The organism is Arthrobacter sp. HMSC06H05, from assembly GCF_001807395.1.
Lineage (GTDB): Bacteria > Actinomycetota > Actinomycetes > Actinomycetales > Micrococcaceae > Pseudoglutamicibacter > Pseudoglutamicibacter albus.
The window spans coordinates 238,668-265,190 of the sequence record NZ_KV788977.1 but is presented as its reverse complement, the minus strand read 5'-3'; the positions used below and the strand labels follow the sequence as shown (position 1 = coordinate 265,190).

Below are 26,523 nucleotides of genomic sequence, written 5' to 3'. Positions count from 1 at the left end.
ACCATCGGATGAGGCACCATACCGGAGAACTGCAGGAGGTACCCATGGCCACCGCTAAGCCACGTAGAGGGTTCCTTCGCCGCCAGATGCGCCGCATCGAACTCACAGACGCCGCGGGCCTGCGCACCACGGTCTATGTCTTGATCGCTTCCACACTGTTGCTGACGGCGTTCGGTTTCGTGATGGTGCTGTCCTCCTCGGCCGTCGAGTTCGTGTCCGCTGACCGCGACCCGTATTCGCTGTTCATCAAACAGGCGACCTTCGGTGTGATGGGCATCGTGGGCATGTTCGTGATGATGGCGATGCCGACCGCGTGGCTGAAGCGTCTGGCGTGGATTGCGATGATCGGGATGCTCGGGTTGCTGGCGTTGGTTCTGGTGATCGGTGTCAATGTCAACGGTAATAAGAACTGGCTCCAGTTTGGTCCGGTGACCTTGCAACCGTCTGAGATGCTCAAACCTGTCATGGTTCTGTTCGCCGGCACGATGTTTGAGCGTAAACGTCGTGTGATGGATCAGCCGATGCATGCACTGGTTCCGGTTGCTGTGGTGGTGGGCATGGCGATTGCTTTGGTGCTGCTGGGGCGGGACCTCGGGCAGGTACTGGTGCTCGCCGGGATCCTCGCGGTGATGTACCTGGTTTCGGGCGCTCCGTGGCGTGTCATGGGTTTGCTTGGGGCTGCGGGGCTTGCGATGACGGTGGTCGCTGTTTTTGCTAGCCCAAACCGTATGATGCGCATCTTGTCTTTCGCGGGTCAGGGCGCAGAGGACGATGCGCAGGGGATTGGGTTCCAGGCGTTGCAGGGCCGTTTCGCGTTGGCTTCTGGCGGCTGGACGGGCGTGGGCTTAGGCCAGTCGCGTTTGAAGTGGAGCTACATCCCGGAAGCGCAGAATGACTTCATTGTGGCGATCATCGGTGAAGAGATCGGTTTGTGGGGCACGCTCACGATTATCGCGGCGTTCATGGTGATGATCGTGTGTATCTACCGGATCGGTTTCCGGGGGGATTCGCTGTTTTCGCGGGTTGTGTGTGGCGGCGTGATGGCGTGGATCGGCTTCCAGGCTTTCGTGAATATCGGGATGGTTTCTGGGATGCTTCCGGTGATCGGTGTCCCGTTGCCGTTTATTTCTTATGGTGGTTCGGCACTTTTGTCTACGTTGATTGGCGTGGGATTGGTGTTGAACATTGCACGGACTGAGATTATGGCTTCTCAGCGTGCAAAGTTTGTAGCTGCCTCAGCGGCTGAGGAAGACGCTGACGGTAGTGAGGCTGTTGTACATAGCGTTGCTGTAACTGACGCTAGTGAGAAGGACGGAGTTTAGCGTTGGGCGAGAAGGGGTCAGGCGTGAGTTCTGAGCTTTCTATTGTGTTTGCGGGTGGCGGTTCTGCCGGCCATGTTTCGCCGTTGTTGGCGATGGCTCGTGCGGTTCGCCGGATGCACCCTGATGCACGGATCACGGTAGTGGGTACCGAGGAGGGGCTCGAGAGCCGCTTGGTTCCCGATGCGGGTTTCGAATTGGAGTTGATCCCTAAGGCTCCGATGCCGCGGCGGCTGAATAAGGCGGCACTGCAGTTTCCGCGTAAGTATCTTGATGCTGGCCGCCGTGCCGCGGAGATTCTGCGTCGCGTTGATGCCGATGTGGTGGTCGGTGTGGGTGGGTATGTGTGCCCGCCGATGTATAAGGCTGCGTTCAAGGCTAAGGTTCCGGTGGTGATCCACGAGGCGAATATTCGTGCGGGGATGGCCAATAAGATGGGCGCGAAGAAGGCCGCGTTTGTTGGTACGGCTTTCGCTGAGACGAAGATCGCTGACGCTAGGCATGTGGGGATGCCGATGCGGGAGGCGATCGCGAATCTGGACCGTGCAGGGGGCGCGGCTGAGGCTCGGCGTGGTTTCGGTTTGGATCCGGAGGCGCCAACGCTGTTGGTTACCGGCGGGTCTTTGGGGGCTGTGAATCTCAATAGGGCTTTGGCTGGTGCTGTTGAGGAGCTGACGCGCCGTGGGGTGCAGGTTCTGCACATCACTGGTGTGGGTAAGGGTATTGAGGCTCAAGGCGCCACTGATGGTGCCGCGTACGTTCAGCTCGCTTACGTGGATGCGATGGAGCGGGCGTATGAGGCCGCGGATGTGATCGTGTGCCGTGCCGGCGCTGGCACGGTGAGTGAGGTCGCGGCCGCGGGATTGCCGGGTATTTTGGTTCCGTTGCCGGTGGGTAACGGTGAGCAGGCGCTCAACGGTAAAGTTCTAGTTGATGCCCATGCGGCTCTCATGGTTGAGGATGCCGAGCTCACTAGCGGCTGGCTGATTGAGAACGTGATGGCTCTGTTCGATGATCCGGTGCGTCTTGAGCGGATGGGTATCGCGGCGGCTACCGTTGGTATTACTGACGCGGCGCAGACGATGGCGAGAACCATTGTCGATATTGCTTCACAGCACGCTTCCCAGCGTTCTTCTCAGTGAAGTTAGGCATCTCAAAATTGTTTCGAGGCCTCTTAGCCATTGTGGATTGAGGGGCCGTGAGTGGAGGAACCACACCATGAATGCTTCGGGTTCTGATACCCGTTCCACACAGCGAACTGTTGACGAGCTGAATCTGTCTGATTTGGGTCGGGTTCACTTCTTGGGCATTGGAGGTGTGGGGGTTTCTGCGGTTGCGCGGCTGTATCTTGCTGCGGGCGTGGAGGTTTCCGGGACGGATGCGAAGGATCTGCCGGTTCTGGATGAGCTTGAGGCCGCCGGTGCACGTACGTTCGTTGGTTTCAAGCCCAAGCACGTTGATGGTGTGGACACGATCGTGATGTCCTCTGCGATTCGTGAGGATAACCCTGAGCTGGTTGCCGCGCGTGAGGCTGGCGTGCGCGTTCTGCATCGTTCCGAGGGGCTCGCGTTGGTTATGAAGGGCCGCAGGTCGGTCACGGTTGCCGGTACGCACGGTAAGACCACCACGAGCTCGATGATCACGACGATGCTGTCCACGTTGGGCGCTGACCCTTCTTTTGCGGTGGGTGCCACGGTGGGTGGTTTGGGAACGAACGCGGCCGCCGGAGGCAGCGATATTTTCGTTGCTGAGGCTGATGAGTCGGATGGCTCTTTCTTGAACTATGAGCCGCGCATCGCTGTGGTGACAAATATTGAGCCGGATCACCTGGACCATTATGGGACCGCTGAGGCTGTTGCGGAGGCTTTCGAAAAGCATGTTCAGCGCGTTCCGGAAGGCGGCGCTGTGGTGGTGTGCCTGGATGACGCTGGCGGCGCCGAGCTTGCGGCTAAGGTTTCGGCTTCTGGACATGGCCCGAAAGTGGTTGGCTACGGTTTCACCTCTGACGCCGATGTGCGTGTTTCCCGCATGCAACCTCACGGGATTGGTGCCACGGCTAAGGTCACAACGCCAAGTGGTGTGGCCCAGCTGGATCTACCGTTTCCTGGTGCGCACAATGTTTTGAATGCGGTGGCCGCGATCTCGGTGGGTGTTCTGCTCGGCTTCGAACCGCAGGCGTGCGCGGATGCGCTTTCAGAGTTCCAGGGGGCCTCTCGCCGTTTCGATTACAAGGGACAGGCGCGAGGCGTTCGCGTGTATGACGATTACGCGCATCACCCAACGGAGGTGACCGCGGCCCTTGGCGCGGCCCGCGATGTTGCAGGCGAGGGGCGCGTGCACGCTGTGTTCCAGCCGCATCTATTCTCCCGGACGCGAGATTTCGCGCACGGCTTCGCTGATGCGGTCTCCCTTGCTGACACGGTCACGTTGCTTCCCATCTATCCTGCCCGTGAAGACCCCATCCCGGGGGTAACCACCCAGTTGATCGCTGACCACGTGGGTGTTGAGTATGCGCTGGTTGATCCCGAGGATGTTGCCGAACGGCTTGCGGAGCTTGCCCGTCCAGGGGACGTGGTTCTAACGCTCGGTGCCGGTGATGTCACAGCTCTTGGCACACAGATCGTGGAAGCCATCGAGGAGGACGGCTACGAAGATTCCGAGGGCGGTGAAACATACACAGGATGAAATCCGATGACGAGCTTGAGTTCAGCGCGGTAGCCCGTCCCAAGGAAACAGGCAGCGCTGAGCAAGACAGCGCTGAACAAGACAGCGCTGAGCAGCCCGGAGCTAGGCAAGACAGCACGGAGCAAGAAAGCACAGCGCAAGACAGCACGGCGGCAGACGGCGTTGCTCCGGTGTCCCAGTTTGAACCGCCGCCACCTGAACCGCAGCCAGAGGCGGACTCTCAGCCTGATGTGGACTCTGAGCTCGTTCCAGAGTCTCAGAGCGAGGCGCCGTTACCTGCTCCGACGCCGATTCGGCCTCATAAGAAGGATCAGGCTCGCAAACGGAAGAAGTGGCGCCGGATGGCTGGTGTTGGGGCGTGCTTGCTGTTTGTGGGCGGCATGGTTGCGTTGTCGTTCAGCCCGCTAGCCAAGGTTGAAAAGGTCAGCGTTTCCGGTTCGAAACTTGCCGATAGCGCCAAGATCGTTGAGGCGCTTAAGCCGCTGGAGGGGAAACCGGTCGGCAGTCTTAACAACCGGGAGATCACGGGTCTTCTGAAGAAGTTCCCCGCTATTCAGGATGTCCGTATCCAGCTGGATGGTCCGCATGATCTGCGCGTTGAGGTTGTTGAGCATCGACAGGTTGCTGTCATGGAACGTGACGGTAAGAAGATGATCGTTGGCGATAACGGCGTGGCGCTCAAGGAAGTATCTGGTGATGAGGCCGATAAGCTGCCTCTGGTGAGTGTTCCGGAGAAAGACCCTGGGCATCAGATTTTCGACGGTGTAGTCCAGGCGCTTGCGGAACTTCCCGGTGGCGTTTTGGCTACGTTGAAGCAGGCAGAAGCGAAATCAGTGGACACCGTGACGTTCAAGTTGCGTGACGGGCGTAAGATTGTGTGGGGCGGACCTGAGGACGGGCCTATGAAGGCCGCGTTGGTTGAAACGTTCCTCAACCAAAAAGACGTCAAAGACAAGGTCATTGATGTCTCAACGCCTCAGCGACCCGTCACGAGCAATGAATAATCGCACGAGTGGCGTAGCCTGGCGAGAACCAAGAGCTTCAACCAACGGTTGAAAGATATGGAATGAAAAGCGGCCAAAATGGACGCTTGAGGGATGAATTCCCCTCCGGCATAACGACACGCCGCACGCAAGGTTTGAAGCGGCCTAGCGTGGGCGGTTTACTCGATATATAGGCTCGGAGATCGCTTCAGCACCATGCAATACACATGGACCGCATGATGCTCCGGCGTCAGCTTATTTTTACGAGCACATACCTACGAGCAAGGGACCCAAAACGTGGCAGTTGGACAAGAAAACATCGCCGTCATCAAGGTGGTCGGTGTTGGCGGCGGTGGCGTCAACGCAGTCAACCGTATGATCGAGGAAGGCCTCCGTGGCGTCGAATTCATTGCCATCAACACTGACCTTCAGGCGCTCATGCTCTCTGAAGCGGATGTGACCCTTGAAATTGGTCGCGAACTGACCCGCGGCCTCGGCGCCGGCGCTAATCCGGATGTTGGCCGTCAGGCTGCAGAAGATCACGAAGAAGAAATCAACGATCTTCTCACTGGCGCTGACATGGTTTTCGTGACCGCAGGTGAAGGCGGCGGCACCGGCACGGGCGCGGCCCCTGTCGTCGCTCGCATCGCTCGCTCGCTGGGTGCTTTGACTATCGGTGTTGTGACCCGCCCGTTCACGTTCGAAGGCCGCCGCCGTGCGAACTCGGCAGAAGCTGGCATCGACGCGTTGCGTGATGAGGTTGACACCCTCATCGTGATTCCGAACGACCGCCTGCTTGCCATCTCTGACGAACGCATCACCATGCTGGATGCGTTCAAGGCCGCAGACCAGGTTTTGCTCTCAGGAGTGCAGGGCATCACGGACCTCATCACAACCCCAGGCGTGATCAACCTCGACTTTGCAGACGTCAAGACTGTCATGGAAGGCGCGGGCTCCGCGCTCATGGGTATCGGTGCCGCAAGCGGGGAGAACCGTGCACTCGAGGCAGCCGAGCAGGCTATTGCCTCCCCACTTTTGGAAGCAAGCATCGAAGGCGCGCAGGGCGTTCTGTTGTCCTTCCAGGGCGGCTCGGATCTGGGCCTGTTCGAGATCAACGATGCGGCACGCTTGGTCCAGGAAGTCGTTCACCCAGAAGCCAACATCATCGTTGGCTCCGCAATCGACGAATCGATGGGCGACCAGGTGCGCATCACCGTCATCGCTGCCGGATTCGACCAGGTTGATAAGACCTCCCGCCCGGCTCAGCCTAGCCAGGTGAGCCAGTCGAACCAACAGCCTGTTCCACCTCGCGTTGATGAACAGGCATCGGGAACACCGACGCTCGCTGCGGTGCCTCATCCGGTCCCAACACAGGAACAGGACCTGCCGGTTCCTGCCAGCATCGAAGAAGAAGACGAAGAGAACGACGTTCCAGAGGTTGTGGAACCGGTCATGCCACCGGGGCGCGACGCACTGGATGTCCCGGATTTCTTGAAGTAAACCAATGCGCTGCGAAACGTTCACACTTCACCCGGACGTTGCCGTAGCGTTCACAGGCCGCACGGAGGGGAACCTCGCCGTACATACGGTAGAGGGCCCCTCCGTTGCGCTTGTGTTGCACGCGCGGACACGTGTTGAACAGCGTCTTGGTGTGAAGCCGGGTTCGCTGGCTTTCATGTCGCAAGTGCATAGCCCGTTCGTAGCGGTCATTGATTCCGATGGTGCTTGGGCTGACACGTGCCAGCGAGAGCACAATGTGCCAACAGCTGATGCGTTGGTCGATGTCAGTGCACGGTATGCCCCCGCCGTGTTGACAGCAGACTGCATACCGATTGCGATCGCGGCGAGCCTCCCGGCAGGCCGCACCGCTACGGCAGTAGTTCACGCCGGGCGTACAGGTCTTATCGACGGAGTTATTCAGAACACCCTGAAAGCGTTGACCGACCAACATGCAGCCGAGCTTGAAGCGTGGATCGGGCCGGCGATCTGTGGGCGGTGCTATGAAGTGCCCCAAACGATGGTTACCGATGCGGTCGCCGCACTGCCAGGGGCCGCATCGGAAGTTATCGCTTCCACCACCAGCTGGGGAACACCATCTTTAGATCTGCCGCGAGCAAGCCGCGCCATCTTAGAAGAATACGGAGTCTTGGTGCATGAGGCAAACGAATGCACACTCGAGAACTCCGCTTGGTACTCCTACCGCGGAGAAAACAAGCACGAGCGCAACGCGACCATCATCTATCAGCGAAACATTCAATAGGAATAAAAAGAGGTAGACAGTGAGCAACACCCACGGGCAACCCCAGGACCTGCAGACACCAAGCCTCAACGCAACCGATTCCCGCCGCGAAGAACTTGCAACCCGCCTCAGCGCAGTCAAAGAGCGCATCACGCGAGCAACCAAGGAGGCGGGGCGAACCGAGGAACCCACGCTCATTGTGGTCACAAAGTTCTTCCCACCATCGGATGTCGCTGCCCTGTATGACCTCGGGGTACGGAACGTGGGGGAGAACCGCGAGCAAGAAGCTACACCTAAAGCCGCAGCACTAGCCGAATATGCACCGGATTTGCGTTGGCACTTCATCGGCCAGTTGCAAAGCAACAAAGTTAATCGTGTGGTCCGGTATGCACAGGAAATTCATTCGGTTGATCGTGCCTCACTTGTGAAGGCGCTGGCTAGGGCTGGGCAACGTCGGGTGGACGAAGGTTTCGAACCGCTTGGTTGCTACGTTCAGGTCGATGTGCGGAAGGACCAGCCCGATGATGGCCGCGGCGGCGTAAGTATTAATAATGCGCCCGAATTGGCCGACAGTATCGCTGAAAATCCGGGTCTTCAGTTGCGTGGTGTTATGACTGTTGCACCCCTAGATGAGGCGCCAGAGATAGCTTTTCAGCGGATAGGTGAACTGGCCCATCGAATTCAAGAAACACACCCGGATGCGAGTGGAATCTCGGCCGGTATGAGTCATGATCTAGAGCAAGCAATTTTTGCAGGGGCGACACACCTACGCATCGGGTCGGATGTGCTGGGTTCTCGCTCACCTGTGCGTTAGCTTTGAAAGGTGCCTGAATTTCATAGGCACCTACGCATCTACTTAAGGAGAATCCGATGGCAGGAGCCCTCCGCAAAACCATGATCTACCTAGGCCTGGCTGAGGCGGAGGATGAAGACCTCAAGCGCCCTGAGCCGGCGAAGACCGTTAAGCCCGCCGTTTCGGAGCAGGTGCGCCAAGAGGTAAAATCCAAGCCAGTAGAGGTGAAGCCAGAACCGGCTAAACCGCAACTGGTAGAAGTTGCACAGCCCGAGACGGCGCCGAAAGCTGCGGAAGAATTCCGCGCTCCGGTGACGCCCATCAAGCGCGCGGCGTCCGCGCCGGAGGAGGACACTGAGTTGCGTCAGATTACGACTGTTCACCCGCGCTCTTACAACGATGCCAAGACGATCGGTGAGAGCTTCCGTGATGGTATTCCGGTGATCATGAACGTCACTGACATGGGGGAGTCTGAGGCCAAGCGTCTTGTTGATTTCTCGGCTGGACTCGTGTTCGCTCTACGCGGCAATATTGAGCGTGTAACCAATAAGGTCTTCTTGCTCACTCCGCATGGCGTTGAAATTTTGGGTGAAGAACTCACTGGGGATAGCCAGTCAGCGTTTTTCAACCAAAGCTAAGTTTCACCTTTCTCGGTAGCTACTGACTTGTTCGGTAGCTACCGATTTTGTCAGTAGCCGCCGAATCGCTCGGTGGCTACGCAGTGGCGCTTGTGGGGCGATACGGCTCGCAAGGGACGAGATCGAAAGATAATCGGAGGCAATCGGCGTGATCTTTGGCGTGATTTATCTGGCGTTGAGCGTGTTTATGTATCTGCTAATGGCGCGCATTGTCGTGAGTTTCATCGACTCTTTTGTTCGTGACTGGCGCCCGCGGGGCGCCGCTCTTGTATTCGCGAGCACTGTCAACCGCACCACAGAACCCCTGCTCGGGTGGGTTCGCAAGGCGATGCCTCCGGTGAATTTCGGCGGCGTCCAGCTGGACCTTTCGTTCATTCTCGTGTTCTTCGTGGTGTCCATTGTGAAGGGACTTGTGTTCCAAATGGGTGTAGGATTTGTGTAGGCTGTGACGCTAATAGCGGTCAACATCGCAAAAAAGCGAAAATCGTTATATAGTTGTTATCAAGCAAGCGTCGAGCTGATCCGCAGCACAGGCGTTTCTAAGTCTTTATTCATCGTGACTGGCGAAAGTATCGCTGGTGACCGTACCCGAGTAATCGAGGAGATCAGATGGCCCTCACGCCGGATGATGTAGTCAACAAACGCTTCCAGCCAACGAAGTTCCGTGAAGGCTACGACCAGGACGAAGTCGATGACTTCCTGGATGAGGTTGTAGAAGAACTTCGTCGCCTGAATGATGAGAACGCCGAGCTGCGCCGCCAGCTGGCTGAATGCCAGGAAGGAAACGTTGTTCCTGCACCAGTCTCCGCAACCTCGGAGACCGCAGACCACGATGTTCCAGAGCCTGTCATGCCAGTCTCTGCGGCAACCGAGGCAACGTTCCCGGTATCTACGTCTGGCGGTGGCACCGCAGACGAGGCCGCAGGCGTTCTGCAGATGGCCCAGCGCCTCCACGACGAATACGTCAACCAGGGCGCTCAGGAACGCGATCGCATCGTTTCCGAGGCACAGGCTCAGGCGCAGTCGCTTGTCTCTGACGCTGAAGCAGCAGCTAAGAAGACCACCGACGACGCCGAAGAAACCAAGCGCCGCACGCTCGATGATCTTGCACAGAAGAAGAGCATGCTCGAAGACGAGATCGAAGACCTCAAGGCCTTCGAAGCCGATTACCGCGGCCGTCTGCGTAACTACATCGCAGACCAGCTATCTGATCTTGACGGCCAGACCCCAATCTCGGCACAGATCTAAACATCGGCACGACAGTTCTCAGCATCGGCACAGTTCTAAGGACACTGTTCTGATCTAGTTCTAAGCCAGCTTCAAGGCGGTGACCCTGATCAGGGTCACCGCCTTGAACTGTATCTGTAGCCTTATACCTGTGGCTGTAGCTCTATAACTATCGAGCTTTTCCATTCATTCTTTTGACGGCACCAGAAGGGTACCTATGACAACGCCGAAGAGCACCGCATCCCGTGGAGGTCTCGCGATCATCGCGGGCATCATTCTGGTGATCGGTTACGGCTTTGATCAGCTGACCAAGTATTGGGTTGAAACGCAGATGAGAATCGGCGAGATCCGTTGGGTCATCGAGCCGTGGTTTAAGTGGTATTCGATCCGGAACCCGGGTGCGGCGTTTTCGATGGGTGAGGACTTCACATGGGTCTTCACCGTCTTCATGGCGGTGGTTTCCGTGGCGGTAGTGATCACGTTGTTCAAGACACGCTCGCGTTTGTGGACCATCGCTCTTGCTTCGTTGCTCGCCGGAACGCTCGGTAACCTGACGGACCGGCTTTTCCGCCCACCAGCTTTCGGACACGGCCACGTGGTGGACTTCATTTCAGTTGGCAATTTCGCGATCTTCAACATCGCAGACTCCCTGATCACATGCAGCGTGGTCGCGATCGTGTTGTTGATCTGGTGCAACGTGCCGTTGAAGGAACTGAAAGAACAGAGCTTGAGCGAAAGCAGCTCTAGCGGAGGAAGTTCCAGCGGAGCAAGCCCCAGCGAACGCCGCGAAACAATCGCTCAGGAGGACGCGTGAGTTACGAATCTGATGCGCGCATCATCACGGTGGCAGGTACGGGGCAACGGCTCGATGTGGTGGTCGCTAAAACCGCAGACGTCTCGCGAACGCTCGCGGCTCAGATGATCCAAGACGGACAGGTGAGCGTGGATGGGCAGCGTGGCTTGAAGTCGATGCGCCCGGACGCCGGTTCTGAGATTACGGTGAGGATCGAAGCGGCTGAAGAAGTGGAGGAACCCGTGCAGGACATCCCGATTGTGTATCAAGACGCCGACCTTGTGGTGATCAACAAACCGGTCGGGGTCGCCGCGCACCCCTCCCCGGGATGGGCGGGGCCGACTGTCACGGGACAGCTGGCACGCCAGGGTATTGCGATCGCAACTTCAGGAGCGCAAGAGCGTGCCGGTATCGTACAGCGCCTCGATGTGGGCACATCGGGGCTCATGGTTGTTGCGAAATCCGAACCCGCCTATGCCGGGCTCAAGCAAGCGTTCAAAGACCGCACGCCGACCAAGATCTATCACGCCGTGGTCCAAGGGCTACCTGATCCGATGGAAGGCACCATCGATGCACCGATTGGCCGGCACCCGAACGCGACGTGGCGTTTCGCTGTAGTCACGGATGGCCGCAACGCCGTGACCCATTACAAGCTTGAAGAGGCATTCGGGATCGCCTCGCTGATGCGGGTCAAACTTGAGACTGGGCGCACCCACCAGATCCGTGTGCATTTCTCCGCGATGGGCCACCCACTCGTGGGGGATCAGCAGTACGGAGCTGACCCGACCGTGGCGGCAAAACTGGGCCTGACGCGCCAGTGGCTGCACGCTAAAGAGTTAGGTTTCACACATCCAGTCACCGGGGAAGAGATGTACCTGGATGCCCCGTATCCGCAGGATCTTGTGGATGCACTCGAGCTTCTGCGTGAAGAGTGAACGCCGCGTAGAAGAAACAGAGCGTAGAAGGAACAGCGCTAGGGGAGCCGCGCCACACTGTTCGGTGATACTTGTGGGTTGATGCCGAGCCGTCCCCGGTAAGGGCCGTAGTGCTGGCTACCATGGTGGTGTGGCTGGAAGTCTTGACGATGGTTTTGTTCACCTGCACACCCACACCGAATATTCGATGTTGGATGGTGCGGCCCGTGTTACTGATCTTTTCGAAGAAGCCCAACGGTTGGGCATGGATTCGATGGCGATCACCGATCACGGCTATCTTTTCGGTGCCTACGATTTCTATCGGAAGGCTAAAGACAAAGGCATCAACCCCATCTTGGGTGTTGAAGCGTATGTGACTCCAGGTACTGCACGTAGCGACCGCACGCGTGTGCAGTGGGGTACGCGTGATCAAAAGGGCGATGACGTCTCCGGTGGTGGCGCTTATACCCACATGACGCTGTGGGCGGAGAATAACGAAGGCTGGTACAACCTCAACAAGGCGGTCTCGAAGGCGTCGCTGGATCAGGTTTTCTCGCGTTGGCCGCGCCTGGACCGTGAACTGATCTCCCAATACTCCAAGGGTGTTATCGCAACAACGGGTTGCCCATCGGGTGAGATTCAGACTCGCTTGCGGCTGGGTCAATACGATGAGGCGCTGCGTGCGGCCGGGGAGTACAAAGACATTTTCGGTGAGGGGAATTATTTCCTCGAGCTCATGGACCACGAGCTCGAAATCGAGCACCGCGTGCGTGGCGATCTGATGCGTCTAGCTAAAGACCTCAACCTGCCGCTGGTTGCGACTAACGACCTTCACTACACGCATGAAGAAGACGCGAAAGCACACGAAGCGCTCTTGGCGATCCAGTCAGGTTCAACCCTGTTGGAGCCCTCGTATGATCAGGGCGGTAAACGTTTCGCGTTCAACGGTTCCAGCTACTACTTGAAGTCACCGCGTGAAATGCGTGAGCTTTTCAGCGAGCTGCCTGAAGCGTGCGATAACACGTTGATGATCGCTGAACGGTGCAAGGTCGATTTTGAGCCATCGATCGGTAAATACATGCCACAGTTCCCGGTCCCGGAAGGGGAGACGGAGCACACGTGGCTGGTCAAGGAGGTTCAGCGCGGCCTGCACTACCGTTATCCGGATGGAGTTCCGGAAGAATCCCAGAAGCAGGCCGAATACGAGCTCGGGATTATCGAGCGTATGGGTTTCCCCGGCTACTTCCTGGTGGTCGCGGACTTCATCAACTGGTCCAAGGACCACGACATCCGTGTGGGGCCTGGGCGTGGTTCGGGTGCGGGCTCGATGGTCGCTTACGCGTTGCGTATTACTGACCTGGACCCGCTTGAGCACGGCTTGATCTTTGAGCGTTTCCTCAACCCGGAACGTGTCTCGATGCCGGACTTCGACGTCGACTTTGACGATCGCCGCCGCGGCGAAACTATCCAGTATGTGATCGAAAAGTACGGTGCCGATAAGGTCTCGATGATCGTGACCTACGGTTCGATCAAAACAAAGCAGGCACTCAAGGATGCCTCCCGCGTGCTGGGTCACCCGTTCGCGATGGGCGAGACCCTGACTAAGGCTTTGCCGCCAGCGGTGATGGCTAAAGACATTTCGCTGTGGGACGTAGAGAACCCAGATGCCGCGCGCTACGGCGAGGCCGGCGAATTCCGCGAACTGCTCGAATCTGACCCGGAAGCCCGCAAGGTTTTCGAAACCGCGAAAGGCTTGGAAGGCCTCAAACGCCAGTGGGGTGTGCACGCGGCCGGGGTCATCATGTCTTCGGAACCGATCATCGATGTTGTGCCGATCATGCGTCGCCTCCAAGACGGACAGGTCATCACGCAGTGGGACTACCCGATTTGTGAATCCCTCGGCCTGATCAAGATGGACTTCTTGGGTCTGCGTAACCTCACGATCATCTCTGATGCGATGGAGAACATCCGCCTCAACGGGGGAGAGGTTCCGGACCTTGAACGGCTCGACACCCACAACAAGGCGGCCTATGAGCTGCTGGCTCGAGGCGACACACTCGGTGTTTTCCAGCTCGATGGCGGGCCGATGCGCTCTCTGCTGCGCCTCATGCGTCCAGACAACTTCGAAGACATTTCCGCGGTCATCGCGCTGTACCGTCCAGGCCCGATGGGCGCTAACTCCCACACGAATTATGCGTTGCGTAAAAACGGGCAGCAGGAGATCACCCCGATCCACCCGGAACTGGCTGAACCGCTCGCAGAAATCCTGGATACCACCTACGGTTTGATCGTCTACCAGGAACAGGTTATGGCGATCGCGCAGAAAGTCGCAGGCTATTCGCTGGGCCAGGCAGACCTCTTGCGGCGTGCGATGGGTAAAAAGAAGAAAGAAGAGTTGGATCGCCAGTATCAGGGATTCCATGACGGCATGGTCGAACGTGGCTTCTCCGAGGAGGCGATCACCTCGCTGTGGAACATCCTGCTCCCGTTCTCTGACTATGCGTTCAACAAAGCGCACTCCGCCGCCTACGGACTCGTGTCCTATTGGACCGCCTACTTCAAAGCCAACTATCCGGCCGAATACATGGCCGCGCTGTTGACCTCGGTCGGTACAGATAAAGACAAGATGGCGCTCTACCTCAACGAATGCCACCGGATGGGCATCAAGGTTCTGCAGCCTGACGTCAATGAATCCCAAAATAACTTCGCCCCAGTCGGAAGTGACATCCGCTTCGGGCTCGGTGCGGTCCGTAACGTCGGTAGCCACGTTGTGGAAGCCATCGTGGAGGCCCGCGAAGAAAAGGGACGTTTCGAGTCCTTCTCCGATTTCCTCAACAAAGTCGGCCCGCAAGCGCTCAACAAGCGCACCATCGAATCCCTCATCAAAGCAGGCGCTTTTGACGACCTCGGCCACCATCGCCGTGCATTGACCGCTATCCACGAAGATGCTGTGGATCAAGCGATGGCGCTCAAACGCCACGAGGCCGCACATCAATTCGACTTATTCAGCATGTCCGGGGATGAGAGCCTGGCGAACGCGCTCGATGTTGAAATCCCTGACATTCCTGAATGGGATAAGAAGGAAAAGCTCAGCCTCGAGCGTGAAATGTTGGGCCTCTACGTATCCGACCACCCGCTGCAGGGGCTGGGGGATGCGCTCGGCAGGCTCGCTGACATGCCGATCGCAACCGTGGTCTCCGACCGTGGCCCGCAAGACGGGCACACCATCACGATCGCCGGGATGATCACCAACCTTGAGCGGCGTGTTGCGAAGAACTCGGGCAACCCGTACGCCAAATGTGAGATTGAAGACCTCTCGGGTTCGATCGAGGTCATGTTCTTTGGGCAGGCGTACCAGCCGATCGCGACCTTGTTGGCAGAGGACCTCATCGTGACCGTCAAGGGCCGCTTCCAGCGCCGCGATGACGGGGCGATCTCGATCTCTGCGCAAGAGCTCAAGATCCCGGACATCACCGCTGACGGCGGCTCAGGCCCTTTGCTGGTTCAGATCCCTACACACCAGGCCACCGAGCCGGTGATCCGCCAACTCGGTGACGTCCTGCGAACCCACCCCGGTAAATCCGAAGTGCGGGTCAAACTCATCGGTAGCGCCACGATTGAAACGATGCGGTTGGGTTCCCAATACAAGGTCACCCCGAACGCAGCACTGTTCGGCGACCTCAAGGTGCTCCTAGGGCCGGACTGTCTCATCTAGCTCAGCGGCAGTGTCACACGGTGTGACACATGGGCGCACCGCATGCTTCGGCTCCTAGACTGGGAGGGTGAGCAACGTAGAAGAAACTGATGTCCTCCCACTGATCGATCTGCGTGGAGCCGATGATGCCGGCATCCGCGCTGGCCTGCCCCGTTTGGAGGCCAGCACGAGCATGGAGCATCAGAGCGTTGTCGAAAACATCCTCAAGATGGTGCGCGAAGGCGGCGCTACAGCTGTCACGGCACTGACCGAACAGTTCGATGGGGTCGCCGTGCCTTCCCTTCGCGTTCCAGCTGAGGCGATGGCAAACGCGTTGGCTGGACTCGATGAGAAAGTCCGCCGCGGTCTCGAGGTCGCGATCGAGCGCGCCCGCACGTTCGCCGCTGATCACAAGCCGGGCCCGACCACAACCAACTTTGGCCCTGGCGCGAGTGTCACGATGCGGTGGGAGCCCGTGCGGCGCGTCGGGCTCTATGTTCCAGGTGGTTTGGCGGTCTATCCGTCCTCGGTTGTCATGAATGTGGTGCCTGCGCAAGAGGCAGGTGTTGGTTCGATCGCGCTCGTGAGCCCGCCGGCTAAAGACGGAACGGGGTTGCCGCACCCCACGATTCTTGCTGCCGCGCAGCTTCTAGGGATCCAGGAAGTGTATGCGGTGGGTGGCGCGCAAGCGATCGGTGTGTTGGCTTATGGCCTAGAAGCTGGGGCCGACGCCGGTCTGGATGCCCCGCTCGAGCCGGTCGATTTGATCACCGGGCCGGGCAATGTTTTCGTCGCGACTGCGAAAGCGATGGTCAAAGGCGAGGTCGGTATCGATTCTGAGGCCGGCCCGACCGAGATCGCGATCGTCGCGGACGCCTCCGCCGATCCGAAGATCGTTGCAGCTGATGCGATCTCCCAGGCTGAGCATGATCCGAACGCGGCCAGCGTCATCATCACGTGGGATCCGCAGCTGGTGGATGTATTCCGCACCGAGACGCGAGAACGAGCGCAAAAAACAAAGCACGCCGAGCGTGTGTTGACGGCGCTCTCCGGCCCACAGTCCGGCATCGTGCTTGTGGATGACCACGATGCGGCGATCGCTGCCGCGAATCACTATGCCGCCGAGCACCTTGAACTGCTTACAGAAGACCCAGAAGCAGACGCCGCACTCATCACTCAGGCTGGTGCGGTGTTCTTGGGAACCTATTCGCCGGTGAGCCTCGGGGATTACGCGGCCGGTTCCAACCACGTTCTACCAACCATGGGGACGGCTCGTCACGCGTCCGGGCTGAACGTCACGACCTTCCTCAAGGCCATTCAAGAGATTCGCTATGACCGTGCAGGACTTGCTGAAGTGGCCGAGCATGTTCTGGCGCTCTCTTCCGCAGAAGATCTACCGGCACACGGCGAAGCTGTCACGGCCCGCGAGCTCTGAGTAGCGATAGAGAAGCGCTGGGCCCGCGGTGGAGCTCAGTGACCCCCAACAGCTTCGCTATGAGAACCCTAAGTCCCGTGGGTGTGTTTGTAGCGGATTACTAGATGTAGTAATTACATGTTGGTGATTCACGTAATGCCGGTTATGATTGTGATGCACGTTGCGTGTGTGAAACGAGTGTCTGGACTGTGCAGACCGTTGAGGTGACAGCCTGAGCACTGTTGTGAAGGGAGGTCAGCCGCGTGTTTTGTCCGTTCTGCAGGCATGCTGAATCGCGTGTTGTTGACTCCCGCGCAACCGAAGACGGCTATTCGATTCGTCGTCGCCGCCAATGCAGTTCGTGTGGGCGCCGCTTCACCACGGTAGAGACCGCGAGCCTTTCGGTTGTGAAACGCTCAGGGGTTGCTGAACCTTTCAGCCGCGCCAAGATCGTCTCTGGTGTTTCGAAAGCCTGCCAAGGCCGGCCAGTATCGGAAGACGACCTGGCGATGCTCGCCCAAGAAGTCGAAGAGACAATACGTGCGGAAGGCCGGGCGGAAGTCGATGCGCACCATGTAGGTCTTGCGATCCTTCGCCCGCTACGCCGGCTCGATCAGGTCGCCTACCTGCGGTTTGCATCCGTGTATCAAGGCTTTGAAACCCTCGAAGATTTTGAAGACGCGATCAAAGCGTTGCGGGAAAACCCAGAGACAACGTTGCCTCCACATCAACGTACGCTCTCCGCCACATAAATCTCCGGCGGTGGTTCGGGAGGGGAAGCCCGAACCGCCGCCGGCTCTCTTAAAACACGGCTCCCTAAAACACGGCCGAACTACGGCGTCGGTAGCGTGAGGATATCGGCGCCGTCTTCGGTAACAACCAGCGTGTGTTCAAACTGGGCTGTGCGTTTACGGTCGGCTGTCACCACGGTCCAGCCGTCATCCCATTGTTGCCAGCGGTGCGTACCGAGCGCCAGCATCGGCTCGATCGTGATAACCATGCCAGGCACCATCTCCGTGTCATAAGCGGGTGCGGCATCGTAATGCGGAACAATCAGTCCGGAGTGGAACGCGCCACCTACACCGTGGCCGGTGAAGTCCCGGATCACAGCTAACCCGAACCGCTTGGCATAGACCTCGATGGTCCGGCCGATCACATTGATCTGGCGCCCCGGCTTGACCGCGCGAATACCGCGCATCATGGCCTCGCGTGTGCGCTCAACGAGGTCGCGGGATTCCTGATCCACATCTCCCACAAGGAATGTCGCGTTGGTGTCGCCGTGCATGCCGTCTTTATATGCGGTGATGTCCACGTTGATGATGTCACCGTCCTGGATGACCGTGTCATCAGGGATGCCGTGACAAATAACCTCGTTGAGCGAGGTGCACGTGGACTTAGGGAAGCCCTGATATTCAAGCGTTGAAGGGTACGCGCCGTTCTTGATGAGGAACTCGTGACCGATCGCATCGACCTCATCCGTGGTCATGCCAGGCTTGACCGTCTCACCGATCAGTTGCAGGGCATCAGCGGCAATACGGCCCGCCGCGCGAATCCGTTCGACTTCCTCCGGGGAATAAACATCTCCGCCGTCCCAGGTTTCAGGCCCCGGCTTACCCACGTAGGGAGGGCGCTGAATGTTCCCTGGGACCTTTCGGAGCGCAGAAACCCGGCCTTTCGTCAGATTCCCGATGGGCGCGGTTGCGCGCGAGGAGGAAGCGGACGAAGACGGTGCAGCAGAAGAATCAGTCATGTCACCAGTTTAGGACCCACCTGTGGGGCAGAACCGCGTAATGTGAAGAGGGAAGGTCAAGGCCGCGGCATCAACCATGTTGCGGTGAAGTGGTCCCGGAAGGGGCCGCGCGGCTCATAAGAGAAGGGGAAGATCATGACACAGAACGCACCGGAAGGCGAATACTGGTTCAACACCTCAACCGGTGAGGTGGAGAAAGGCCCGCAGTCCATCGGGTCCCAGCGGATGGGCCCCTACCGTAGCGCGGAAGAAGCATCACGCGCCTACGAGATCGCGGCAGAACGCACTCGCGAATGGGACGAAGAAGACGAAGACTAGTAATGGGGAGCCAGACCCGCGAAATAGCCCGCTAGGTCCGCGAAGCTCGGGAAGACCCTAGAAAGCCAGCCACGGCAGCAGGCATGCAATGAAGGAGCATTGAGTGAACCGTCAGCAAGACTTCGTCCTCAGAACCATTGAGGAGCGCGATGTCCGATTCGTCAGGTTGTGGTTTACCGACGTTGTGGGCTCGCTTAAATCTGTAGCGCTCGCCCCAGCGGAGGTCGAAGGCGCGTTTCGTGAAGGGCTGGGTTTCGACGGTTCTTCGATCGAAGGGCTTTCCCGGATTTTTGAGTCCGATATGCTCCTGCAACCGGACGCTACAACGTTTCAATTGTTGCCGTGGAGAGGCAACATCGAGCCGACCTCCCGCATGTTCTGTGACATCTTGACCCCCGATGGCGAGCCATCGTTGGCGGATCCGCGCCACGTCTTGAAGCGACAGGTTGAAGAGGCCGCAGACATGGGGTTCACGTGCTATACGCATCCGGAAGTCGAGTTCTACCTGCTGCGCAGCGATGAGATGGACGCCAACGGGCACCCTCAACCGGTCGATTCGGCGAGCTACTTCGACCACGTTGCCGGCGGCATCGCACAAGACTTCCGCCGCAAGGCCGTGACCACGCTCGAAGAAGTCGGTATTTCCGTTGAGTTCTCCCACCACGAATCGGGGCCGGGACAAAACGAGATCGACCTGCGCTACACCGATGTGCTGACCACCGCGGATAACCTCATGACCTTCCGCACCATCATTAAAGAAGTCGCGCTACTGCAAGGTATCTATGCGACGTTCATGCCTAAACCGTTCTCACAACACCCCGGTTCCGGTATGCACACCCATTTTTCGTTGTTTGAGGGTGAACGTAACGCATTCTTTGAAGGTGGCCGGGAATATCAACTCTCCACCACGGCACGCCAGTTCATCGCCGGCGTATTAACTCACGCGCCGGAATTCACTGCGGTCACCAACCAGTTTGTGAACTCCTATAAACGCTTGTGGGGCGGGGGAGAAGCGCCAAGCCACATCTCGTGGGGCCACAACAACCGCTCCGCCCTCGTGCGCGTCCCGCTGTATAAGCCAGACAAGGGCCAATCCGCCCGCGTCGAGTACCGCGGCATCGATTCGGCCGCGAACCCGTATCTGGCCTACGCATGCATCCTGGGTGCTGGACTCAAAGGTATCCGCGATCGATACGACCTCGGCGACCCAACCGAGGAAGACATTTTCTCGCTCACAAGCCGAGAACGCCGCGTGCTTGGCTTGGATCCGTTGCCCTCCACGCTGCATGAAGCGATCCACGTGATGGAGAATTCCGAGCTGGTTGCTGACATCCTGGGCGAGTGGGTTTTCGATGCGCTGCTGCGCAATAAACGAGCCGAATGGGACGAATACCGCCAAGACATTTCCCCGTTTGAACTGCGCCGTTACTTGGGGATGCTGTAGAAGAATCCATGACCCATCCACAAGAGGATAAACATCCATCCACCGTCGAGGCATCCAGCGTTGCCTCTCCCGCGATTGGCTCGTCGACCGTTGACTCTCCCGGCATTGACTCTTCTACCATTGACCGCGCGGTTCGCGCCGCCGGATTCAACGATTCGAAGCGTGCGCGGGCACTGTTGAGGTCTAAAGAGCTCACGAATATCGATCACGTGAGGGTGCTTGAAGCGCTACGGGCTACCGCTGACCCGGACATGGCCTTGCTGAACGTGATCCGGTTACTTGAGCGGGTGCCCTCGCTGGCAGAGACAGTGGAAGATCCGCAACGGAATCAGCCTCTGTTCATGCTCGCTGGCGCCTCAGAGGCACTCATCGACTTCGTGCTGCGCCACCCCGACCAAGCCGAAGCGTTCAGTATTGCCCGGCCAAGTGAATACGAGCCATCGGATCCCAGTGGGTTGCGCGCCAAGATGCTCACCGCCGTCGGCGCTGACCCGCAATCCGATGTTCCGATCGCCGCTGTAGCCGACGACGCCACCGTCGCAGCACTGCGCGTGGCGTATCGAGCGGAGCTTCTGGACACCGCGATGAAAGACGTGTGCGCCGATGACGCCGCAGAGTCGGTGCGGATGGTTGCGGCTGAACTTGCAGACCTCGCGGCCGCGGCCGTTGACGGGGCGCTTGCGATCGCCTACCGGCACGTGGCTGACACGTATCCGGACACCGATGTGACCCAGGTGCGGTTGGCCGTGATCGGGATGGGTAAATGCGGCGCGAGAGAATTGAACTACGTCTCTGACGTTGATGTCATCTATGTGCATTCGGTAGAGGAAGGCGCTGAGACGCAGGCCGTTGAACGCGCCGAGGACATCGCGGCTAACCTCACGAAGGCGATGGGACACATCGTGGGTTCCACCGGCAAGGAACCTGCGTTATGGGAGCTGGATGCCAACCTTCGGCCTGAGGGTCAAGACGGCGCGATGTCACGCACGCTGGCCTCGCACCTGAACTACTACAAGCGCTGGGCGGAGCACTGGGAGTTCCAGGCGCTGCTGAAAGCCAGGCCGATTGCAGGCGATACCGCGCTCGGAGACGAGTACATCGAGGCGATCTGGCCGATGGTGTGGGAAGCCTCTCGCCGCGACGGCTTTGTTGAAGCAGTGCAGAAGATGCGCCAGCGAGTCACAGATAACATTCCGCAAGCCGAGGTTGAGAGGCAGATCAAGCTCGGACCGGGCGGGCTGCGTGACGTCGAGTTCACGGTGCAGCTGCTGCAGCTTGTGCATGGCCGCGTGGACGAGGGGTTACGGGTGCGTGGCACGTTGGAGGCGCTCGATGCGTTAGCAAGCGCTGCCTATATCTCGCGCGATGATGCCCGCCAGTTCAGCGCGGACTACAGGTATTTGCGTAGCTTGGAGCACCGGATTCAGCTGGTTCGGTTGCGGCGTACACACGCGATGCCGAAATCGGAGGCCGAGCAGAGAGCGCTAGCCCGCGGTGTCGCCTCGCCTGATGAGCGGCAGGTTGTGACTGCCGAGAACATGCTGACGGCGTGGCGGAAGATCAAAGCCCGTGTCCGTGGCCTGCATCAGAAGATTTTCTTCAGGCCATTGCTGGCCGCAGCCGCCGGCCTACAGGATGATGAAGTGCGGCTCACCCCGGGGGCCGCTCAAGCGCGTCTGAAGGTTTTGGGCTATGCGGATCCGAAGCAAGCGATGCGCCACATCGAAGCGCTGACCGGCGGGATCTCGCGTACCGCAGCCCTGCAACGGCACTTGCTGCCGGTCATGCTGGAATGGTTTGCCGATGGCGTGAGCCCGGATGCTGGCCTGCTTGGTTTCCGGCGGCTTTCTGACGCGTTGGGTTCAACCCCGTGGTTCATGTCTATGCTGCGTGACTCCCCGGCGGGTGCGGAGCGGTTGTGCCGCATCTTGTCGACGTCGCGGATGGTTGTGGATCTGCTGGAGGTATCGCCGGAGGCGACCGCGTGGCTCGGCAACGACTCTGATTTGCAACCGCGTAGCTGGGAGCGGTTGTGGAAGCAGGTTTCAGCCAAGCTGGATAGGCATGAGGACGCCGCCGATGGCGGTATGCAGTTGGTGAGGACTGCGCGGCGGCGGGAGTTGTTGCGTGTTGCTTTGGCTCATGGTTCTGGGCTGATCGATGTAGAAGAATTAGGCAGGGCGCTGTCAAACGTGGATCAGGCCGCCGTGATGGGGGCTTGGCATGTTGCTCGGCGGCAAGAGGTAGCCGAGCATGGCGAGCTCGCTCAGTTCGCAGTGATTGCGATGGGCCGGCAAGGTGGCGCGGAGATCGGTTACGGCTCTGACCTGGATGCGATGTACGTGTACGAGCCTGTCGAGGGGGGTGACCCTGAGGCGGCTAAACAACAGGCCAACCGTATGGCTTCAGCTTTGGGGCATCTGCTTTCGGGTTCGTTGACGCCACCGATCCTGGCAGAGCACCGGCTGAAGATCGACGTCGATCTACGCCCTGAAGGTAAAAACGGTCCGCTCGTGCGCTCGCTGGACTCCTATGCCGACTATTACGAGAAGTGGGCAGAAACCTGGGAACGGCAGGCTTTGTTGCGTGCCCGCCCGTTCGCAGGCGATGAGGAAGTTGGAGCTAAGTTCGTTGAACTGATCGACCCGGTGCGGTATCAGCACGGCCTCTCAGAAAAGGAACTCCAGGAGATCCGGCGAGTCAAAGCACGTGTTGAGGGAGAGCGGTTGCCGCGCGGAGTGAATCCACGCCGGCACGTGAAGTTGGGGCCAGGCGGTTTGAGCGATGTCGAGTGGCTGGTTCAGTCGATGCAGCTACGTTTCGCTAAACGCTACCCGGGCTTACAGACCACGAACACGTTGGAGGCGTTGCGTGCAGGCCATCACGCCGGGCTCATCAGCCAAGAGGACGCCGAGAGCCTCGAGACCGCCTGGAAGTTAGCGACTGACGTGCGTGCTGCCAACATGGCATGCACGGGCCGGGCCTCGGACTCTTTCCCCTCGAGCCGCTCGGAGATCTCTGCAGTAGCGACGTGGATCGGCTGGGGCAAAGACGCCGGGCCTGAACTGGAAGAAGCGTGGCTACGTGTTGCGCGGCGGGCCCGGCAAGTCTTCGAGGAGCTGTTCTACGGCGAACAGCCACGGTGAAAGCCATGGTAAACAGCGCCGCGGCGAGCAGCGCCGAGCACAGCGGTTAACTGTTGAGGGGCTAGGAACCACATGGTTCCTAGCCCCTCAACATGCCTGGTTTAGAGCGAGTAGTAGAGCTCGTATTCCAGTGCCGTGATGGCAGCCATCATCGGGCGTACGTCGTTTTCGTATTTATCCTCGATCCAGGTTTCGATGAGGTCTTCGGTGAAGACGTCGCCTGCGAGCAAGAATTCGTGGTCTTCACGCAACGCTTCGAGCGCCTCGGAGAGGGTCTCTGGTGCCTTCTGGATGTCTGCGGCTTCCTCTGGTGGGAGCTCGTAGAGGTCCTTATCGATCGGGTCTGCCGGTTCGATGCGGTTACGGATACCGTCCAAGCCCGCCATGAGCTGGGCCGCGAAAGCGAGGTATGGGTTGGAGGAGGCATCCGGTGCACGGAACTCGAGGCGCTTGACCTTCGGGTTGGATCCGGTGATCGGGATGCGGATACCGGCGGAGCGGTTGCCTTGCGAGTACACCATGTTCACTGGCGCTTCGAAGCCTTTGACGAGGCGTCGGTAGGAGTTCACGGTCGGGTTCGTGAACGCCATGACCGCCGATGCGTGGTGCAGCAGACCGCCGATGTACCAGCGGGCCGTGTCGGAGAGGTTCGCGTAGCCGAGCTCATCGTAGAACAGCGGCTTGCCGTCACTCCAGAGGGACTGGTGGCAGTGCATACCGGAACCGTTGTCGTTCTGCAGCGGCTTCGGCATGAACGTTGCGGTCTTACCCCACTCTTCAGCGACGTTTTTGACCACGTATTTGAACTTCATGAGGTCATCTGCCGCATGCACGAGCGTGTTGAACTCGTAGTTGATCTCTGCCTGGCCTGCCGCACCGACTTCGTGGTGTGCACGCTCAACCTTGAGACCCACATCGGTGAGCTTGAGCGAGATGTCATCCCGCAGGTCAGCTTGCTTATCGTTAGGGGAGACCGGGAAGTAGCCGCCCTTGGTGCGCATCTTGTGGCCAAGGTTTCCGCCTTCTTCCAAAGCGGAGGTGTTCCAAGCAGCTTCTACGGAGTCGACGCTGAACCCGGTGTTGTGCGGTTCAGTCGAGTAGGTGACGTCATCGAAGATGAAGAATTCGGCTTCGGATGCGAAGAAAGCAGTGTCAGCGATACCGGTCGATGCGAGGTAGGCTTCAGCCCGTTCCGCGACGCCGCGTGGATCACGGCCGTACGGCTCGCCCGTGCGTGGATTGACCACCGAGAAGGTCATGACGAGGGTCTTTGCCGCACGGAACGGGTCAACGAACGCGGTCTTGATGTCCGGGATCAGCTGCATGTCCGAATTCGCGATCCCTTCGAAACCGCGGATCGAGGACGCATCGAACAGCTGGCCGTTGACGAAGAAGTCTTCGTCAACCGTCGAGGCCGGCACGTTGAAGTGGTGCTGCATGCCAGGCAGGTCTGTAAACCGAATATCGACGAACTGCACCTCCTCTTGTTCGATGAAGGTCAGTACTTCTTCGGTTGACGTGAACACGTCTGTAGCCTCCTAGGCATGGTGTGTGGTCCGTTGAGAATGAGCGGTCCTCACATCCCAGTTTAGTCAATAACTCGTTCGCCTTGGTGGTTTTGCCGGGGCGGGGGCTTGGTTTTGTGAGATGAACAGGTTTTCACCCATGCAGAAGCCAGGGCGGTTAGGCACAGTGGGCGGTGGGCTCGCCACGTAGAATGAGGCCTATGGCCAAGAAACCCGAGAATGAACGCGAGACCCGCGTCACGCGAGCCGATATCGGTTCGTGGATTAGTGGACCCCCACAAACCCATAACAGCGAATATCCCGGTGCGGGGCTTGGCCGCCCAGAATCTGGCCCTGGCGCGGTGGGGCGCATGGGCCCACGCATCCTGGCTTTGTTGATCGACTGGGGGCTTGCGATGGGCGTGTCTTGGCTCATCAGCCGCGACCAGCTGCCGTGGCTGAACCTTGTGGTGTTCGTGGTCATGACGTTGGTCATGCTCACGATCTTTGGGCGCACCATAGGCCACTGGATTCTAGGCATGCAGGTCCAGCGCCTCGAGGGTACCCCAATCTCGCCGCTGGACGCCCTGATCCGCACTGTCTTGCTGCTTCTGGTCATCCCTGCCGTGGTGATGGACGCGGACCAGCGAGGTGTTCACGACCGCGTCCGCGGCCTCGTGCTCACTGTGGTTCGCGGCGGGGAGCGCGGCCGCATCGTCCGCAAATAAGCCGATGGCGGTGGAGAGGAAAACTCCACCGCCATCGGCTTATTAGAGGGCAGGACTCCACGCTAGGAGACCAACTGGTTGGCTTCCGAGCTAGCCGTTAATTGCCGCGCAATGCACGGCGGGACATGCGTGGTGGACGGTTAGGGTCCATACCTTTAGGGATAGGTGGCTTGGACAAACGCAAGGTTGAGAGCCGCTGATCAACAGCACGGACTTCCTGACGGGAGATCGATTTAGGCAGGCTCTTCATCGTCTTGGAAACCTCAGGCAACGGAGTCTGGTTCTTACCGGAGCCTGAGTTGATGATCGTTACAGGAACGCCGCGGACCGCGCGCTCAACGTCGCGGCGAACACCCTCAACGAGGGAACGGACCCGGCCGTTAGGGCCTTCCGTGACCAGGACAACACCAGGGCGGCCAATAGCCATGAACACGAGGTCCTGGGTACGAGGAGAGACCGCGACCGGTTCTTCCTTCAAAACCCATCCTCGGCGCAGAACAGACATCGCCGCACCGGCGGCACCGGGGCGGCCTTCGATCTTCTGGAACGCGACCTTCTCACCGCTGCGCGACATGTACAACATCGCGAGCATGAGGCCAATCACGAGGCCGAGGATCAGGAACGTGATCCAGTTCTTCAGCAACCAGCCGATACCGAAACCGATCGCACCGGAACCCAACACGATAGCCAGCATGATCCACGGGAGGGCTGGCTTCGCTTCGCGGGTCATCCGGAAGATTTCACGGATCTGACCGCCGCGTCCCGATTCTTTCTTTTCAGCGCGGGCACGCTTCTTGGCGTCTTTAAGCGCCTGCTTCTCCGCTTTTTGTTGTTCACGCAGCTTCGCGATCTGCTCGCGAGCGTTCTGATCAAGTCTGGCCATAATGCACCATTCTAGACGGTCACGCCGGTAATGCTTGAGCTAACGCGGGA

Annotated in this window: 22 protein-coding genes; 19 read left to right on the top strand and 3 right to left on the bottom strand. The window is 59.0% G+C overall.

Annotation, left to right across the window (positions count from 1 at the left end):
• Positions 1–44 precede the first annotated feature (44 nt).
• The 15 genes from ftsW to nrdR all read left to right on the top strand — a co-directional run bounded on the left by ftsW (position 45) and on the right by nrdR (position 17,451).
• Complete coding sequence (ftsW, locus tag HMPREF3160_RS03705) at positions 45–1,322, top strand: putative lipid II flippase FtsW (protein WP_070490524.1); 1,278 nt, start codon at positions 45–47, stop codon at positions 1,320–1,322.
• A 23-nt stretch (positions 1,323–1,345) separates the two neighbouring features.
• Entirely contained in the window at positions 1,346–2,461 is a 1,116-nt protein-coding gene (gene murG / locus HMPREF3160_RS03700; protein WP_035754479.1) for an undecaprenyldiphospho-muramoylpentapeptide beta-N-acetylglucosaminyltransferase, read from the top strand.
• A 76-nt stretch (positions 2,462–2,537) separates the two neighbouring features.
• Positions 2,538–4,004, top strand: coding sequence for a UDP-N-acetylmuramate--L-alanine ligase (gene murC / locus HMPREF3160_RS03695; protein WP_083285391.1), 1,467 nt, complete (start codon positions 2,538–2,540; stop codon positions 4,002–4,004).
• Positions 4,001–5,008: a cell division protein FtsQ/DivIB gene (locus HMPREF3160_RS03690; RefSeq protein ID WP_070490522.1), complete on the top strand. Its 1,008-nt coding sequence runs from the start codon at positions 4,001–4,003 to the stop codon at positions 5,006–5,008. Before murC ends, HMPREF3160_RS03690 begins: the two co-directional genes overlap by 4 nt.
• A gap of 276 nt (positions 5,009–5,284) precedes the next feature.
• Entirely contained in the window at positions 5,285–6,487 is a 1,203-nt protein-coding gene (ftsZ, locus tag HMPREF3160_RS03685; protein ID WP_035754483.1) for a cell division protein FtsZ, read from the top strand.
• A gap of 4 nt (positions 6,488–6,491) precedes the next feature.
• Positions 6,492–7,247 carry a purine nucleoside phosphorylase YfiH/LACC1 family protein gene (locus HMPREF3160_RS03680; RefSeq protein ID WP_070507105.1) on the top strand — a complete coding sequence of 252 codons (756 nt, stop codon included), beginning with the start codon at positions 6,492–6,494 and terminating at the stop codon, positions 7,245–7,247.
• A 19-nt stretch (positions 7,248–7,266) separates the two neighbouring features.
• A complete protein-coding gene (locus HMPREF3160_RS03675; protein WP_239446418.1) occupies positions 7,267–8,040 on the top strand; it encodes a YggS family pyridoxal phosphate-dependent enzyme in 774 nt (257 codons plus the stop codon).
• A gap of 56 nt (positions 8,041–8,096) precedes the next feature.
• A complete protein-coding gene (locus HMPREF3160_RS03670; protein WP_035754487.1) occupies positions 8,097–8,657 on the top strand; it encodes a cell division protein SepF in 561 nt (186 codons plus the stop codon).
• A gap of 148 nt (positions 8,658–8,805) precedes the next feature.
• Positions 8,806–9,099 (top strand): YggT family protein, encoded by a 294-nt coding sequence (locus tag HMPREF3160_RS03665; protein ID WP_052048220.1) that lies wholly within the window; start codon positions 8,806–8,808, stop codon positions 9,097–9,099.
• Positions 9,100–9,266: 167 nt separating this feature from the next.
• The gene (locus tag HMPREF3160_RS03660) at positions 9,267–9,905 is read left to right on the top strand and encodes a DivIVA domain-containing protein (protein ID WP_035754490.1); all 639 of its coding nucleotides are present in this window, start codon (positions 9,267–9,269) and stop codon (positions 9,903–9,905) included.
• A gap of 196 nt (positions 9,906–10,101) precedes the next feature.
• Positions 10,102–10,698 (top strand): signal peptidase II, encoded by a 597-nt coding sequence (gene lspA, locus HMPREF3160_RS03655; protein ID WP_070507103.1) that lies wholly within the window; start codon positions 10,102–10,104, stop codon positions 10,696–10,698.
• Positions 10,695–11,612, top strand: a complete 918-nt coding sequence (locus tag HMPREF3160_RS03650) for an RluA family pseudouridine synthase (protein ID WP_370977418.1) — start codon at positions 10,695–10,697, stop codon at positions 11,610–11,612. Before lspA ends, HMPREF3160_RS03650 begins: the two co-directional genes overlap by 4 nt.
• 130 nt (positions 11,613–11,742) lie before the next feature.
• Positions 11,743–15,306 (top strand): DNA polymerase III subunit alpha, encoded by a 3,564-nt coding sequence (gene dnaE / locus HMPREF3160_RS03645; protein ID WP_141739809.1) that lies wholly within the window; start codon positions 11,743–11,745, stop codon positions 15,304–15,306.
• A 67-nt stretch (positions 15,307–15,373) separates the two neighbouring features.
• Complete coding sequence (gene hisD / locus HMPREF3160_RS03640; RefSeq protein ID WP_070507102.1) at positions 15,374–16,720, top strand: histidinol dehydrogenase; 1,347 nt, start codon at positions 15,374–15,376, stop codon at positions 16,718–16,720.
• 242 nt (positions 16,721–16,962) lie between these two features.
• A complete protein-coding gene (gene nrdR / locus HMPREF3160_RS03635) occupies positions 16,963–17,451 on the top strand; it encodes a transcriptional regulator NrdR (protein WP_035754495.1) in 489 nt (162 codons plus the stop codon).
• Positions 17,452–17,531: 80 nt separating this feature from the next.
• Here nrdR and map read toward each other — a convergent pair whose 3' ends face one another.
• Entirely contained in the window at positions 17,532–18,449 is a 918-nt protein-coding gene (gene map, locus HMPREF3160_RS03630) for a type I methionyl aminopeptidase (protein WP_083285389.1), read from the bottom strand.
• A 135-nt stretch (positions 18,450–18,584) separates the two neighbouring features.
• Between map and HMPREF3160_RS03625 the strand changes: the two genes are divergently transcribed.
• The 3 genes from HMPREF3160_RS03625 (at position 18,585) to HMPREF3160_RS03615 (ending at position 23,357) form a co-directional block, all read left to right on the top strand.
• On the top strand, positions 18,585–18,767 hold the full coding sequence (locus HMPREF3160_RS03625; protein WP_035754496.1) for a hypothetical protein: 183 nt from the start codon (positions 18,585–18,587) through the stop codon (positions 18,765–18,767).
• Positions 18,768–18,870: 103 nt separating this feature from the next.
• Positions 18,871–20,211 carry a type I glutamate--ammonia ligase gene (gene glnA / locus HMPREF3160_RS03620; RefSeq protein WP_035754497.1) on the top strand — a complete coding sequence of 447 codons (1,341 nt, stop codon included), beginning with the start codon at positions 18,871–18,873 and terminating at the stop codon, positions 20,209–20,211.
• 8 nt (positions 20,212–20,219) lie between these two features.
• Entirely contained in the window at positions 20,220–23,357 is a 3,138-nt protein-coding gene (locus HMPREF3160_RS03615) for a bifunctional [glutamine synthetase] adenylyltransferase/[glutamine synthetase]-adenylyl-L-tyrosine phosphorylase (RefSeq protein WP_083285387.1), read from the top strand.
• Between the two features lie 101 nt (positions 23,358–23,458).
• On the opposite strand, the gene glnA (HMPREF3160_RS03610) is transcribed toward HMPREF3160_RS03615, so the two are convergent.
• Positions 23,459–24,883 (bottom strand): type I glutamate--ammonia ligase, encoded by a 1,425-nt coding sequence (gene glnA / locus HMPREF3160_RS03610; RefSeq protein WP_070507100.1) that lies wholly within the window; start codon positions 24,881–24,883, stop codon positions 23,459–23,461.
• A gap of 200 nt (positions 24,884–25,083) precedes the next feature.
• Between glnA (HMPREF3160_RS03610) and HMPREF3160_RS03605 the strand changes: the two genes are divergently transcribed.
• Entirely contained in the window at positions 25,084–25,590 is a 507-nt protein-coding gene (locus tag HMPREF3160_RS03605) for an RDD family protein (RefSeq protein WP_070507098.1), read from the top strand.
• Between the two features lie 97 nt (positions 25,591–25,687).
• Here the strand turns inward: HMPREF3160_RS03605 and HMPREF3160_RS03600 are convergent, their stop codons facing one another.
• On the bottom strand, positions 25,688–26,473 hold the full coding sequence (locus tag HMPREF3160_RS03600; protein ID WP_035754499.1) for a DUF4191 domain-containing protein: 786 nt from the start codon (positions 26,471–26,473) through the stop codon (positions 25,688–25,690).
• Positions 26,474–26,523: the final 50 nt, after the last annotated feature.

Bases quoted from the DNA above. Each gene is read 5' to 3' on its own strand.
- HMPREF3160_RS03690 (WP_070490522.1), top strand. From the start codon at position 4,001: ATGAAATCCGATGACGAGCTTGAGTTCAGCGCGGTAGCCCGTCCCAAG.
- HMPREF3160_RS03680 (WP_070507105.1), top strand. From the start codon at position 6,492: ATGCGCTGCGAAACGTTCACACTTCACCCGGACGTTGCCGTAGCGTTC.
- map (WP_083285389.1), bottom strand. From the start codon at position 18,449: ATGACTGATTCTTCTGCTGCACCGTCTTCGTCCGCTTCCTCCTCGCGC.
- murC (WP_083285391.1), top strand. From the start codon at position 2,538: ATGAATGCTTCGGGTTCTGATACCCGTTCCACACAGCGAACTGTTGAC.
- HMPREF3160_RS03625 (WP_035754496.1), top strand. From the start codon at position 18,585: ATGACACAGAACGCACCGGAAGGCGAATACTGGTTCAACACCTCAACC.
- ftsW (WP_070490524.1), top strand. From the start codon at position 45: ATGGCCACCGCTAAGCCACGTAGAGGGTTCCTTCGCCGCCAGATGCGC.
- HMPREF3160_RS03600 (WP_035754499.1), bottom strand. From the start codon at position 26,473: ATGGCCAGACTTGATCAGAACGCTCGCGAGCAGATCGCGAAGCTGCGT.
- HMPREF3160_RS03605 (WP_070507098.1), top strand. From the start codon at position 25,084: ATGGCCAAGAAACCCGAGAATGAACGCGAGACCCGCGTCACGCGAGCC.
- HMPREF3160_RS03615 (WP_083285387.1), top strand. From the start codon at position 20,220: ATGACCCATCCACAAGAGGATAAACATCCATCCACCGTCGAGGCATCC.
- HMPREF3160_RS03660 (WP_035754490.1), top strand. From the start codon at position 9,267: ATGGCCCTCACGCCGGATGATGTAGTCAACAAACGCTTCCAGCCAACG.
- HMPREF3160_RS03670 (WP_035754487.1), top strand. From the start codon at position 8,097: ATGGCAGGAGCCCTCCGCAAAACCATGATCTACCTAGGCCTGGCTGAG.
- lspA (WP_070507103.1), top strand. From the start codon at position 10,102: ATGACAACGCCGAAGAGCACCGCATCCCGTGGAGGTCTCGCGATCATC.